Source organism: Moorena producens PAL-8-15-08-1, assembly GCF_001767235.1.
In the GTDB taxonomy this organism is placed as follows: Bacteria; Cyanobacteriota; Cyanobacteriia; order Cyanobacteriales; family Coleofasciculaceae; genus Moorena; species Moorena producens_A.
The window spans coordinates 4,724,031-4,737,676 of the sequence record NZ_CP017599.1; the positions used below are offsets into that span (position 1 = coordinate 4,724,031).

The following is a 13,646-nucleotide window of genomic DNA, read 5'->3' on the forward strand; positions in this document are numbered from 1 at the left end:
AGAGAGGTGTTGGGTTGCCTATAAAACTTGGCATAATTGGTGGCGGTGTCATGGGAGAAGCCCTCCTATCCCGCCTACTTGCCCAACAACTTTACCAGCCTGATGAGGTCTTGGTGAGTGAGCTGCTGGAGCAGCGCCGTGATGCTTTGGCGCAAGAATACGGGATTAGGGTCACTGTCAATAACCAAGCGGCAGCAGCAGCATCAGAGGTTTTGTTACTGGCAATTAAACCTCAGGTATTTGAAGCGGTAGCAGCACAACTGGTAATGGGTAGAGGTGACAACGGTCACAGCTTAGGAACGTTACCAATGGTGATTTCAATTCTAGCTGGAGTGCCTCTGGAACGGCTCGAAAACGCTTTTCCATCCCAGTCAGTGATCCGGGCAATGCCTAATACTCCTGCAACAGTTGGGGCGGGAATCACAGCGCTGGCGGCAGGAAAATGGGTTTCGCCTGATCAAATGGAGCGAGCAAAGACAATTTTTAGGGCTGTTGGTGAAGTAGTCGAGATTCCGGAACACCTGATGGATGCGGTGACCGGTTTATCTGGGTCAGGCCCAGCTTATGTGGCGATTTTGATCGAAGCCCTAGCAGATGGGGGCGTGGCAGCTGGATTACCCAGAGCGATCGCATTGCAGTTGGCCCAGTCTACAGTATTGGGGACAGCCCAGCTGTTGCAGGAAACTGAAATGCATCCAGCTCAATTGAAGGATCAGGTTACTAGTCCTGGGGGAACGACGATTGCTGCGATCGCTAAGTTGGAGAAGGCTGGTTTTCGCTCGGCTTTGATTGAGGCGGTTTTGGGGTCTTATCAGCGTTCTCGAGAGTTGGGAAGTTGAAGGTTTAAAGTTAGAGGTTGGGGGTTGAAGGTTGGAGGTTGAAGGTTGAACGCGATTGCGTGGCCAAACGCGCCCCGCGTGGCCAATAGGCCAAGGCCAAGGTTGAAGGTTCTTCGCCCTTGGCGTTCGGTTTAGGGTAGGTGGAAAATCGATCAGAACTGATTGATCACGTGAATCTTAATATCTATTAGACTAGGCCGTTGTTAGTTGGCCTTGGTTAACCCCATCTGCATCTGTAGTCCTATGGGGGTTTTATTTTAATGAATAGCCAAAAAAACCTATTGTGGGCGTCATCTAGTTCTGTCAACTAGTTCTATAATAGCAGCTAGAGGATTTATGCCATTGGCCGCAATGGTTTAAAAGTACCGGATCTGAACTACAATAATCACAAAATATTCATAATTTAGTCTGAATGTAAATTTGTGGACTCCTAGTAAAAGCCTTGGTAATTTCCGGCAAGACCCGGAAGTTATCTAACTAGGATGCAGGTTTAGGATTAGCTTCCTACGTTGATTTGGTCATGACACCCAGGGATGAACTCCAGTCTCTGGCTCTGTCGCCAACCATTAAGGTCAAGGCAAAATGTGTGGTTGGCTTGACAAGCCTTTTCAACATTACCGTTCGCGTAGCGGGACGAAGTCCGGAACACGTTACCGATTTGAGATGCACTAAAAATGCCAAATTACGTATTTGTCATTGACACAAACAAACAGCCATTAAACCCCATATCCCCCAAAAAAGCACGACGTTTATTGGACAAAGGGAAAGCTGCGGTTTTTAGGATGTATCCATTTACGATCATCCTCAAGACTGCGATCCCAAATCCGACTATCTCACCTTGTCAAATCAAGATAGATCCGGGTAGTAAGACCACTGGGTTTGCTCTAGTCCAAAACGACCAAGTCATTTGGGCAATGGAGTTAGAACACAAAGGATCACTCATTAAGAAAAAACTAGAATCTAGAAGCGCCGTTAGACGTGGGAGACGCAACCGTAACACCCGTTACAGAAAGCCAAGGTTCCTTAATCGTAGGCGTCCTGAAGGTTGGATTGCTCCTAGCTTAGAGCATAGAGTCTTGACTACTGAAACCTGGGTTAAACGACTAATCAAGTTTTGTCCAGTCAATGAGATTGGGATTGAACGAGTTAAGTTTGATACCCAAAAAATGCAGAATCCTGAAGTTAATGGCGTCGAGTACCAACAAGGGGATCTAGCCGGGTATGAAGTGAGGGAATATTTGCTTGAGAAATGGGGAAGGGAGTGTGCCTATTGTAGCAAGCAAAATACTCCCCTACAGATTGAGCATATCCACCCAAAATCTAAGGGTGGAAGCGACCGAGTTAGTAATCTTTGTCTGGCTTGCGAGAAATGCAATCAGAAAAAAGGAAATAAACCTATAGAGGAATTCCTAAAAAAGAAACCAGACTTGTTGCGGAAGATCCTAGCCATTGCCAAACAACCATTAACAGATGCAGCGGCAGTGAATACAACTCGGAACAAGATAGTCAAAGTTCTTAAAGCTATAAAACCTGTAGTTACTGGTACAGGTGCTCAGACAAAATACAACCGGACTAGGTTGGGATTACCTAAGCAGCATTGGATTGATGCCGCTTGTGTCGGAGAGATCAAAGACTTGGTGCTAAAGACGTCTCAACCGCTACTAGTAACCTGCAAGGGACAAGGAGGCAGACAAAAGGCTGCACTCAATAAATATGGCTACCCCATGAGACACAACCCATTGAGGCCGATCAAGGGTTGGAGTACTGGCGATATTGCCAGACATCAAAAATTAGGGATAGGTAAAGTGACTCCCAGAAGCAAGGGCAGTTTTGGATTTACTCCATTAGGAGCGAAGGGCTACAAGAGTTGTAAACCTCAAGATATATTTGCCGTACACAGAAAAGATGGATATATTTACAGCTTTTGCTGATATCTGCCGGATTTTACCTGGAAAAAATCCTCCTAAGCTTTCCTGCATCTACTTGATGACAGACAGATGACAGAATCTTCAATTCCGATTCGAGCCTTACCAAAAACACGCCAACGTTCTCGACCCAATCGCTTAAAATGGTTTTCCTACATAAGTTTGGGGATTTTGAGTAATGCTGCTATTTTGGGTTTAGCTTTTTTTGTGCTCCAGCAAATCCCTCGAACTTACACAAGTAAGGCAGCAGCCATCATACCTGGTGTGGGTTCTCAAGGATCTGTTCAACTCCCTGGAGTCGGTCAAGCTTCCTCCAATCCAGGTGAGAAATCTCCTTACGGATATCTTTTAAAGGTAGATCCACGAGAGAACTACCAGTATATCGCCATGAGTGAAGTAGTTTTAGATAAAGCTGCTGCTGCTGTTAATACCTCAGTCAAAGATTTTGAAGAGTTTGCCAAGCCAAGGGTTTCTTTGGATAGAGGTACCACTATCATAGAATTTGAAGTGGATGGCAAAAGCCCATTGGAAGCTCAGCGAAATACTCGGGCTTTTTATGAAGCGTTAGTTAAACGGATTGATGACTTAAGAGTAGAAGAATCATCTCGTCAGGATAACAAGACGTTGTTAGCGTTAGACTCTGCTAATAGTAACTTAAAAAAAGCCCAAACAAAGCTTTCTCAATTCAAAAAGAAGTCACTGCTCAAAATTTCTGAACAAATCAAGAACCTTTCAGAAGAAGTAGAGAGGTTGCGAGTGGAGCGTGCTAATTTATTGGCTCAGCAGCAAGCGGCTACCTCTGGATTAAGGCAGCTAGAAGCTAACCTCAGGTTGTCAACTGACCAAGCAGCAGATGCTCTGATGCTTCAGGATGATGAAGTCTTTAAAAAGCTTTGGCAAAACTATAGCGATATCAGCGCTAACCTAACGATACTCAATACTCAATGGACACCAAATAGCCCTCAGGTGATTAATCTCAAAGCTAAGAAACAGGCGGCGCTTGAGGCATTACTTGCTCGTAGCCAACAGCTATTGGGCAAGCGGATGGATGTTCAACGTTTGGATAATCTCAATTTAGGCTTAGATGCCCAGACAGGTCGAGCAAATCTGGCACAACTGTTAATCAACCAGAGAGCTCAACAACAGGGACTAACCGGTCAAGTTAACACCTTGGCAGAACAAATTGCTCAGCTAGAATCCCGACTTCAGACGTTGATTCAGGAGCAGTTAACCCTGACTGAGCTTGAGCGAGAGGTGCAAATTTCCGAAGCTATATTTACGGCGAAGTCGGCTCAATTAAACGTGAATAAATCCGATCATGCTAGTGCTTATCCAACCCTGCAATTGTTAGTAGAGCCGAACTTACCGAAAGAACCTGTTGGTAATACTAAAAAAACGGTGATCCTCGGAGCTGTGGCGCTTTGCCTTTTAATGACAACTGGGCTGGTTATCCTGGCCTGGGAAAAACCAAGTTCTAAGACAGACGCTCCCAAAGATTCCACTCCGGTACTTCAACCTGAGTCTTAAACCAGTCAGTTGAAAAGTAGCAACAATTTGGATCTACCAACAATTTGGTCTAATTGTTGGAAACTAGCACCACGGACAATCCAATTGGGAAAAACTCCAAGTCTGCTACCTTAATCAGGTCTAGGCAGTAACTAATAGCAATGAACCTATCCAACCGTATAATCAAAGGGTGGAAATCTCCCACGCTGCGAGTGATGTCTCTGACCTTCTTCGGTATGCTACTGGCGTGGGTTGCAGACATTTTGATGGCGGCGAAACTGGGGACTAGCCAAACCACAGATGCCTTGATTGTTGCCCTGAGCTTACCGCGACTAATTGATACCGTGAGCCGGGAGGGAACTAGACAAAGCTTGGTTCCAATGTTCATGGAGCGCAGAGATGCTCTGAGTCTCAGGGAATATCATCGCTTAGTCAGTGGTATTGTCAACTTAGCTTTAGTACTTGGTGTTGGTCTAACTGTTCTGTTGGAAATTCTAGCGCCATTGATAATAACTGGGTTAGCCCCAGGATTTTCTCCAGAAGGTAGGGCACAAGCAACGTTTTTGTTTCGGGTCTGTGCGCCAATGGTTTTGTTTGCTCCTGGAATTGCAGTCTTTAGTGTGATCCTCAACAGCCAAAGGCGGTTTAGTGCGGTAGCTCTGCGGAATGCGATCGCACCAGGTTTCGTAGTGGCTGCCATTGGGTTGGCATGGCATCAGTCTAGTATTGCTCTGTGGATAGCGTACGCTTATACCTTGGGATTTGGTGGATTCTTTGTGCTGGTATTTCTAGATGCTTTTAAAGCGGGACACCAGCATCAATGGTTGGCTTGGGCTGGCAAAGATGACCTCGTGCGTCTGTGGCAAGCAGGTTCTTTACCCACTATCGGTTTTGTGATTAAGCTCGCCTCTAATCTAGTCAAGAGCCAGATGCTCCCTTCCTTAGTAGCAGTTGGCGGGGTCTCCACATTCTACTTTGCAATTCGGATCGTCTCCGCTGCTCAAACGATTATTGGTGTCAGTATTGCTACAACCAGTTTGCCTGCCATGACAGAGCATGACTTAGCTGGGCATAAATCCCGGTTGGGATCGGCTTTGGGCAAAAACCTGATCAAAACCCTATTAGTAAGCTTACCTGCAGTACTTTTCATTGTGGTATCCCATGGGGAAATCATTCGTTTGCTATACGGACACGGTTCTTTTGAAGCTGCCTCTATTGATCAGACCTCTCAAGTCTTCTTTTGGTTAGGGCTGTCGTTGGCATTTATTTCTCTAATCCCCGTGCTTGAAGCTGGTTTGTATGCTCAGAGAGCTTATGGTTTGGTTGTCTGGAGTATGGTGACCATGGCATTTGTAGGGGTTGCTCTGAGTTGGTTATTTTGGCAAGTTTGGGGATTAATTGGTATTGCTATGAGTTGGCCTGTTATGGCTATTATCTATGTGATCCTCATCATCTATCTACTCCATCGAAAGGGTGTTTATGTACTCACAAACCATCCTAGTTAATCAGGGGTAATAAACTCTATGAATAGTTCAAGGGTTAAACAGCACTCTTACTTGATTATTGGAGGCACGACAAAAGCGGCAACAACATCACTGTTTTATTATCTAGCTGATCATCCTCAAGTTTGTACCTCCAACCTCAAAGAAATTCGCTTCTTTTTGGATAAAGATTATCCAGAAGCTTCCAACTATAGCTATGAAGATGGGTTAGAAAAATATGATGATATTTTTCGTTCTGCTCAGTGCTACCATTGCGAAAAAATTCGGATGGAGGCAACACCAGACTATCTTTACTCATCAGGGACACCTCATAAAATAAAACTATCTCTACCAAATGTGAAACTTATATTTATCCTACGGGAACCTGTGTCTCGCTTAATTTCTTGGTATAAGTTTGCTAAACAGAAAGAGTATCTTCCTCAAGATATCAGCTTTGATAACTATGTTGACAAGCAATTAATTAATGATAATTTTGATCACGAAAATACCTATACCTATATGCGTTCCCTTGAGCAAGGGCGTTATTCTGTCTACTTAAAGCCTTACTTTGAGTTATTCGGATCCGATAGAATTTATGTTAATTTTTATGAAGAACTATCCCGTAATCCCAAATCTGTGCTTGAAAAAATCTGTGGATTTGCAGAAATTGATCCAACCTTCTATGGGGATTATCTATTTAAAGTGTATAATCCCAGCAAGGCAGTAAAAAATTGGTGGTTTCACCGGAATTATGAGCAGTTTTTAAAGTCGATGCGTCAATATACCCAAGACAAACCCATTCACAAAGTTTTGAGGAAAATTCGACGAGCTCTGGATCCGATATATTTACGCCTTAATGTGCAGCCTCAGGAAAAGGTGTCAATTTCACCAGCTATCAAAAATGCTCTTACTAAGTATTATAAACAGGAAGTTACAGCATTGGAAGAACTACTTGGTCGCTCAGTTCCATGGGAGTCATGGAATTAATTTATAAAAAAACAATAACAAAGAACACTAAGGAAACAACGGAACAGGATATGATCAAACTCATGAGAGAAGAACACTCATTGAGGAGAATATCGATTATGAAATATGTTTGTACCACTTGCGGCTATGTCTATGACCCAGAGGTAGGGGATCCAGATAGCGGCATTGCGCCGGGAACACCCTTTGAAGATATTCCAGATGACTGGGTATGTCCGGTTTGTGGAGTCGGCAAAGAAGATTTTGAACCGGAAGATTGACAATCGTTCATTGTCGTAATCGGTGACACTGCCACCGTTTTTTTGATCAAAAATCATGGGAGGCCAGAAAAACTGGTCTCTTAGCAAACTGGGAGTGTAAAGTCTGTGAGGAAATGCGTTCGCGTAGCGTGGCTTACGGCCAATCGAATTCTTGGGAATTAGCAATCTGACACTCCATAGCGCTGCTGAATTTCCAGCAATTTTACCCTGGCCTCCCCAGCATTATCGGCCAACTCAGCAAACTCCAAAAATCGCTTCAATTCCTTTTTCAACAAACTCCGTTCCACTTCCCAAGTTTCTCGTCCCAAATCTGGGGGCAAAACAATCATGTCAAATAACGTTGCCCGTTCCTTACCTGGGTGCGGTCGCAACACTCGCCCCCGCCGCTGAATAAATTGCCGGGGATTGCTACTACTTGCCAGAATTACCGCCGTTTCAATAGATGGAATATCCACCCCTTCATCTAAACATCGAATTGCGACTAACCCCTGCAACTCCCCCCGCTCAAATTGATGACGTAATTCCTCCCGTTCTGCCAACGGTGTCTGAGCAGTGTACGTGTTGACCCGATACCCCAGTTGAGAACCTAGTAACTGGGTTACTGCTGCTAACTGACGGTTGCTTTCATTACTCACTTGCCCATCTACCGAACCATCCCCACAATAAAACAAGGTATGGTAGGTGTTCAGACGCTTAACCATTAACCGCTGCAAGGCCCTTAACTTGTTTGCAGCCGCCCCAACTAAGCGAGCTCGTTGCATCAATAACGATGTTAACGTAGTGTCATTTTCTATATCGTCTGCTTCCCCTAATGCCCAACCAATCCGTTGAGTTAACTTAGCATAGGCAATATTTTCCGCCTCTGTTAATTCCACGAACACCGGATAGTAGAGGTAACGCACTAGCGCTCCTTGGCGAATCGCATCGGCTAAGGTCAGTTCTGGTTGTAATACTGAACCAAAATAGTCAAACAACGCTTCTGTGCCAGCTTCATCAAAATACCGTTCCGGTGTAGCTGACAGAGCAAGGCGCAGTCCAATGTTACGGGGTAAACTCTTTTCGATGCGGGTAGTCCCCAAATTATGGGCTTCATCTCCCACTATCAGGGTTTTATCAGGAAAATACTTCAGCTGAGACTGGAAACCATCCTTAATCAGGGTAGAATTGGTAGTTATTAAGGTAATAAAGGATTGTTTCCCAACCTGGAGGTTGTATAGCTGGGCAGACAGTTTACTTTGCCAGCTGTAGACACTCTCGAAGGCTAAGATCGGTTCTAGATTAAAGTGTTCGCATTCTCTTGCCCACTGGGTGACCAAGTGGCGGTAAGGGCAAACCACCAGCAACACCTGTAAGCCGATTTTTTGATACAGTTCCGTTGCGATCGCTAAAGCAGTAATCGTTTTACCACTACCCGTTGCCATTTTCAGGGTTCCTCGTCCCCGATGGGCAAACCAATTGGCCACCGCTTGCCGCTGATACTGCCGCAACTGAATATCCGCTGGTATCCTAGGACATCCCTTTGGCGAGTCAGTGTCAAAGGGTAGCGGTAATTGGTAAGCTCCTCCCGATTCAGCTACTTTGATATTACGGGAGGGCTGATAGTATCCTCCTGCTAAACTTCCCCAGTTTCCTGATAGCACGAATGGGAATTTATTGTTCCTCATTGGTCATTGGTCATTTGGTATTTTATAATTGGTATTTAGTATTTTTTATTGGCTATTTTTTATTTAGTATTTGCTGTTTTTTATTGGCTATTTACTACTTGCTATTTTCTAGTTTACTGGATGCAAGCAAGTCTTTTTCATTTTCTTTTTTACCGTTTTCCTTGGTCAGCAAACACCTCAATTTCCCCTGCCCTAGAGGGTTGGCATTGCACATTACCAATTGGTTGAGAACCTAACCCGGATAGCCCATCCACCTGCTTAATGCGACAAGACTTGGTGAAGGAATAAGAGTCAGGTTTGGTGTCAGGATTTGAACGGGGGCCGTTCCAATTGGCCTGCAAGTCTAAGTTATAGTCAGACCCAGACTGCCTGGATGAAAATTTATAGGTCACTTTCCATAGAGGATCTTCAGCAACCGGTGAGTTTTGCTTAGCTTGATATTCAATCCCCTTCAGCAATTTTTTGTGATTTACTTTAAGCAGGGATTTCTCAACCTCTGACCAAGATTTTTCATTCAACTCTTCTTTCAATTGAACTTCCATCCCCTCTAAGATCGATACACCTCTAGATAGGACAGTGACTTGGGCAGAGGGCAATTTCCACACAAAGGAACTATGGATAAAATCATCACTCAGTAAGCTAGGATATTGCACTAGCCAATTTTGAATCACGAAATAAAACTGTATCCAGCAGCTAATCAGGAGTTGGCTACCGAATAATATAACTAGATATTGACGTTCTGCTGGGGACGGTTTTTTTACCTTAAATTCTACTGCTAAAATATAGGGTAAAGCCGCAATTATTGCTGATATCAATGGCCAACTAATGAACGTCAAGGATGATAATTCCCCTGAGTCGATGCCTAATAAATAGGTACTGATACCATCAATTCTGAGCTGGTATTCTCCAACGTTCCAACTGATTCCGAATAGATAAATACTAGTTAATGCGCCAGTAATCCAGGCACCTAGGGGCAAGCTCTTCTTGGCAATTCTTAGCTTAGCCGCCGCTGCTGTTACCCAGTAGACAAATAAAATAAAGAAAATACCACCACAGCTTGCTATCAGCCGTTGTACAAATCCAGTGGCTAACCCTGCCATTACATAGGAAAACACAGTTAGCCACATTATAGCCTGCCAGGAAAATGCCTTGGGAGGTTTCAGTACCTTTACCACCCAGTCTACCACTGCTAAGCCAATGACAAATTCGAAGAAGGATGTGAAAAATTTCACGACGCTAGTTATCCACTAATGGGGTTGACATAAAGGAAACGCAGAAACAAAAGCAGTAAGATAGCGCTATAGCTACAGGAATTAGCAATGAGGACGACCATAGCTCGATTTTCCCCACCCGATCCTCTCTGACCAGAGCGCCTAAAGGATAATGATTTTTCCTCATCAGAAGCCGATTTGGAAGCAGTTGCCTGATCTTCAGCTAGTTCTAAAAAGATTTTGAGTAACCTCAGCCCTGCCAGCTTAATAATAAAGGAAATAAAGAAAATTGCGATCACACTGATAGCGATAAGAGCATAAAAATTGTCTGGCTTATCCTCTGAAAAGTGATCGAAAAAGATATAACTAATCATCTGGCCTTGAAATGCCGCAGGGAGTTGGTCGTGAAGGGCAAAAAAACACCACCAACCTACAATGGTGGAAAGTAGATTAATCGATGCTGCTTGCTGCATGCTGGTTTTGCGGTTGAGTTTTAGCCCTCGTTGTAAGACTACCCCTTCCACCGCAATTACCACCAGCAGGAAGAGAATTTGAAACACGACCGTCTGTAGGGGCCATACAGGTGCCATAATTTTAGGTTTGCTGCTCCATAAAACTTATACAAAACTCGCGCTTAGCTCGTTAAAGCTGTTTACTTCCTGCTTCTTCCGGAACTGTCGGCAGCACTCCGTCCACAGGCAGACACCGTAGAGCCTACGGCGTTTCTCAAATTAATTGCTGCGTTTAAATCTCTGTCGAGACTTAACCCGCACTCAGGACAGTTATAAGTCCTGATTTTCAGTGGCATCTTTTGACGATGCCCACAGCTTGAACACAGTTGAGATGATGGGTAAAATCTGTCAACCATGACTAACTGTGAGCCATACCATTGACATTTGTATTCAAGCTGTCTCTTGAACTCGTAAAACCCTTGGTCAGCCATAGAGGCAGCTAGCCTATGATTAGCCATCATTCCAGATACATTTAAGTCTTCAATCACTACCGTGCCGTGGTTCTTAGCTAAATAAGTAGTGAGTTGGTTTAATGTATTTTTGCGGATATTAGCTACTTTTTGATGTTTCTTACCTAGTCGATTGACTGCCTTGTACCAATTGTTTGAACCTTTAATTTTTCTCGATAGGTCACGCTGGCATCTGACTAGTTGCTTCTGGGCTTGACCATAGGGCTTAGAACCTGGGAACACAATGCCAGTACTGAGTACAGCTAATTCCTTGATTCCTAAATCTACCCCTACCACATCTTTTAATTTGGGGGTCGCTAATGGTTCGTGTTCATAATGACAACTCACATACCAACCGTCAGCTTGCCTAGAAATAGTTATTTTCTTGGTCGTTATCTCTGGTAATGGCTCATAAGTTCTCACCCAACCTAACTTGGGTAACTTATGTCTTATGCCTGATAAATTAATCGACTTACCAGAGTTGTCAATCGTAAAACTGTCATTTCTCCCTTTCTTTTTGAATTTTGGATATCCTCCTAGCCCCTTGAAGAAACGTTTATAGGCAACGCCTAGGGCAATAAAAGCATATTGATAGACTTTAGAGGATAGTTCATTCATCCAAGGGTACTGGGGTTTGACATGGTTGGTAAAAAGCTTCCTCAGCTTACTTGCTGATGGTTTTAGACCTTCTGAGTAAGCTTGCTGCCATAAAGCCAGTCCCCAGTTATAAACCCACCGAGAATAGCCAGCGTGTTTAGCCATCAAAGTTTTTTGCTGATTATTCAGTTTTAGTTTGGTCTTGATAGCTTTGTGCATGTTTAATCACCCTTAGTGATGTTTTTCGTGTTTTTGTTGCCACTCCAACGTAAGAATTTGCATTAAAAACCCTTTGAGCCACATTTTACCTGCACGATTCGGTGAAACTTGGTTTTGTTGACACCTTATGTTGACACCTTATGTTGACACCTTGTGTTGACACCTTATGTTGACACTTTACAGTTGATTATTGTGTGTCAACCGTCAACAGAAATGGAGCAACTAAACGGGAGCAGGTCTGATGTTCATTAAATTAGACTACCAGTAATTTTCGGATACTGGTAGTGAATTTGAATGAGGGGTCTTACCCCTAAGCCTTTGTCTTGATGCAGTCGCTGGGGGAACGGCAGTCGCTCATGGTTAGAAGTTACCGTAAGACAGGCTCGCCTTAATCAATAAGTTTTACCCCTTTTCTGCATAGCCTATCAACCATAAAGGCGAGCCTGTCTAAGGTTTCGTCTCCGGGGGGGGACCACGGCAGTCGCTCATGGGGGGAACCCCCAAGACCGCGCTGCCTCCCCAAGACCGCGCTGCCTCCCCAAGACCGCGCTGCATCGCTTCTGGCGGGTTTCCTGTTAAACTCCTTAACCACAGGCTATACATTGAAGCACGACAAGGAACATCTGTAAAGATGCGATTGGCCGTAGGCCACGCTACGCGATGCTCCTAGGTCGCCGCTACGCGAACCCATTTTGTTACATATTTTCTCTCTTAGATACCTGTTTGACCTGCGGTCACGCTTCACGAAGACAATTTAGGGTTTAGGCTCTAGGGTTTAGGCTCTAGGGTTCAGGGTTCTGTTGTAACTTGGCGACCCTCTCGGTTAGCACGAAAGTTGTCAAGTACCCCTGTTGTCCCTCATACCTAATACTATTAGCCTAATACCTAGAATTTATCGATTATTGCTGTATGGCTTTGCCGTCAGTGTCTGGTAGTTGACTCTTGGGGCAATGCTATGGTTGATGGGTGTACCCCACACCTGACAGAAAAGCCAAAACTAGATCTTTACTATATCTTTGCTGATCAACTCCCATCATCATGGCGCAAACCTATGACACGACATCACTATGAACCTGAACTCAAACTGCATTCTGAAAAAGGATTAGACTACACTAAACTGCGAGATGTACTAGCAGCAGGCAAGTGGAAAGAAGCCGACCTAGAGACAGCCAGGGTACTATTGGAAGCAGCAGGTCGAGAAGCTGAAAAATGGCTAGATGTAGAGTCCCTCAAAACATTTCCCTGTGCTGACCTGCTGACCATTGACCAGCTTTGGGTAAGATACAGCCAAGGACACTTTGGGCTTAGTGTTCAGCAGTCCATTTATCAAGAGGCCGGAGGAGACTGCGTTAGGCTAGGTGAACGCATCGGTTGGAGAGTCAGGGGAGAGTGGATAGCCTATAGTAAAATCAAATGGAATCTAGATGCCCAGATGGGACACCTACCCGTCTGTATGGCATTCATCTGGAGTAATCATCGGTCTGTATCCGGTATCGTGTGGTTATCTCGGGTAGGGTGTGAGGCGTGGTATACTTCATTGATGCAAAGACTTTTAGAGTGTAGCATATAAGCGTTACAGCCCAAGGAAATAATTCTTTAAACAAAAATTTTAAACAAAAATATTTGCTACAAATTCTATAAACATTTTAGGGATTTCAAGGTTAGTTTGATAACTCAAAACTACCAGGTCTATTGTTTGGATCACGCTTTGTACAAACTAGTAATAATTTGTTAGTCTATGGGTTAATCCCCACGCCCTACTGCTGGTGTTGGAAGTCGATAAATCGTTTCCGTTTACCATAAACAAACATAATTATGTACAGCTATGAGATAGGCTGTATCTGGATAGACAACAATGCAGTATTGAAACTCTGCCCTCTTCCATAGGCGCAGATTCTTCGGAGGAGTTAACTAACAAATGTTAGCCATTGCTCGAAACAACCACATCAACCTAACCTTCCGTAACACCAAAAGGCTTGCAGTCCATCAGGCAGTGCCA

At 44.2% G+C, this 13,646-nt stretch carries 13 protein-coding genes; 9 read left to right on the forward strand and 4 right to left on the reverse strand.

Features of this window, described 5'->3' with window-relative positions; genetic code table 11:
* The first annotated feature begins 14 nt into the window (after positions 1-14).
* The 7 genes from proC to rd all read left to right on the forward strand — a co-directional run bounded on the left by proC (position 15) and on the right by rd (position 6,995).
* A complete protein-coding gene (proC, locus tag BJP34_RS17580) occupies positions 15-839 on the forward strand; it encodes a pyrroline-5-carboxylate reductase (RefSeq protein ID WP_083305230.1) in 825 nt (274 codons plus the stop codon).
* Positions 840-1,359: 520 nt separating this feature from the next.
* Positions 1,360-1,539 (forward strand): hypothetical protein, encoded by a 180-nt coding sequence (locus BJP34_RS40070; protein WP_149031026.1) that lies wholly within the window; start codon positions 1,360-1,362, stop codon positions 1,537-1,539.
* Positions 1,514-2,770: an RNA-guided endonuclease IscB gene (gene iscB / locus BJP34_RS17585; protein ID WP_070393465.1), complete on the forward strand. Its 1,257-nt coding sequence runs from the start codon at positions 1,514-1,516 to the stop codon at positions 2,768-2,770. Before BJP34_RS40070 ends, iscB begins: the two co-directional genes overlap by 26 nt.
* Before the next feature lie 66 nt (positions 2,771-2,836).
* Positions 2,837-4,291: a GumC family protein gene (locus tag BJP34_RS17590; RefSeq protein WP_070393466.1), complete on the forward strand. Its 1,455-nt coding sequence runs from the start codon at positions 2,837-2,839 to the stop codon at positions 4,289-4,291.
* Between the two features lie 140 nt (positions 4,292-4,431).
* Complete coding sequence (murJ, locus tag BJP34_RS17595; protein WP_070393467.1) at positions 4,432-5,775, forward strand: murein biosynthesis integral membrane protein MurJ; 1,344 nt, start codon at positions 4,432-4,434, stop codon at positions 5,773-5,775.
* An 18-nt stretch (positions 5,776-5,793) separates the two neighbouring features.
* Positions 5,794-6,738, forward strand: coding sequence for a sulfotransferase domain-containing protein (locus tag BJP34_RS17600; protein ID WP_070393468.1), 945 nt, complete (start codon positions 5,794-5,796; stop codon positions 6,736-6,738).
* Between the two features lie 95 nt (positions 6,739-6,833).
* Positions 6,834-6,995: a rubredoxin gene (rd, locus tag BJP34_RS17605; protein ID WP_267876621.1), complete on the forward strand. Its 162-nt coding sequence runs from the start codon at positions 6,834-6,836 to the stop codon at positions 6,993-6,995.
* A 158-nt stretch (positions 6,996-7,153) separates the two neighbouring features.
* On the opposite strand, the gene BJP34_RS17610 is transcribed toward rd, so the two are convergent.
* The 4 genes from BJP34_RS17610 to BJP34_RS17625 form a co-directional block, all read right to left on the reverse strand.
* Entirely contained in the window at positions 7,154-8,659 is a 1,506-nt protein-coding gene (locus BJP34_RS17610) for a DNA phosphorothioation system restriction enzyme (protein WP_193431334.1), read from the reverse strand.
* Positions 8,660-8,808: 149 nt separating this feature from the next.
* A complete protein-coding gene (locus BJP34_RS17615) occupies positions 8,809-9,891 on the reverse strand; it encodes a DUF5357 family protein (protein WP_070393469.1) in 1,083 nt (360 codons plus the stop codon).
* An 8-nt stretch (positions 9,892-9,899) separates the two neighbouring features.
* On the reverse strand, positions 9,900-10,460 hold the full coding sequence (gene fraC / locus BJP34_RS17620; RefSeq protein ID WP_070393470.1) for a filament integrity protein FraC: 561 nt from the start codon (positions 10,458-10,460) through the stop codon (positions 9,900-9,902).
* A 62-nt stretch (positions 10,461-10,522) separates the two neighbouring features.
* Positions 10,523-11,647, reverse strand: a complete 1,125-nt coding sequence (locus BJP34_RS17625; protein ID WP_070393471.1) for an RNA-guided endonuclease InsQ/TnpB family protein — start codon at positions 11,645-11,647, stop codon at positions 10,523-10,525.
* A 487-nt stretch (positions 11,648-12,134) separates the two neighbouring features.
* On the opposite strand from BJP34_RS17625, the gene BJP34_RS40075 reads away from it, so the two are divergent.
* Both BJP34_RS40075 and BJP34_RS17630 read left to right on the forward strand, forming a co-directional pair.
* Positions 12,135-12,317, forward strand: coding sequence for a hypothetical protein (locus BJP34_RS40075; RefSeq protein ID WP_149031027.1), 183 nt, complete (start codon positions 12,135-12,137; stop codon positions 12,315-12,317).
* Between the two features lie 381 nt (positions 12,318-12,698).
* Complete coding sequence (locus tag BJP34_RS17630; protein WP_070396733.1) at positions 12,699-13,217, forward strand: GUN4 domain-containing protein; 519 nt, start codon at positions 12,699-12,701, stop codon at positions 13,215-13,217.
* Positions 13,218-13,646: the final 429 nt, after the last annotated feature.

Bases quoted from the DNA above. Each gene is read 5' to 3' on its own strand.
- murJ (WP_070393467.1), top strand. From the start codon at position 4,432: ATGAACCTATCCAACCGTATAATCAAAGGGTGGAAATCTCCCACGCTG.
- BJP34_RS17625 (WP_070393471.1), bottom strand. From the start codon at position 11,647: ATGCACAAAGCTATCAAGACCAAACTAAAACTGAATAATCAGCAAAAA.
- BJP34_RS17630 (WP_070396733.1), top strand. From the start codon at position 12,699: ATGACACGACATCACTATGAACCTGAACTCAAACTGCATTCTGAAAAA.
- BJP34_RS17600 (WP_070393468.1), top strand. From the start codon at position 5,794: ATGAATAGTTCAAGGGTTAAACAGCACTCTTACTTGATTATTGGAGGC.
- BJP34_RS17590 (WP_070393466.1), top strand. From the start codon at position 2,837: ATGACAGAATCTTCAATTCCGATTCGAGCCTTACCAAAAACACGCCAA.
- iscB (WP_070393465.1), top strand. From the start codon at position 1,514: ATGCCAAATTACGTATTTGTCATTGACACAAACAAACAGCCATTAAAC.
- BJP34_RS17610 (WP_193431334.1), bottom strand. From the start codon at position 8,659: ATGAGGAACAATAAATTCCCATTCGTGCTATCAGGAAACTGGGGAAGT.
- fraC (WP_070393470.1), bottom strand. From the start codon at position 10,460: ATGGCACCTGTATGGCCCCTACAGACGGTCGTGTTTCAAATTCTCTTC.
- BJP34_RS40075 (WP_149031027.1), top strand. From the start codon at position 12,135: ATGGGGGGAACCCCCAAGACCGCGCTGCCTCCCCAAGACCGCGCTGCC.
- BJP34_RS40070 (WP_149031026.1), top strand. From the start codon at position 1,360: ATGACACCCAGGGATGAACTCCAGTCTCTGGCTCTGTCGCCAACCATT.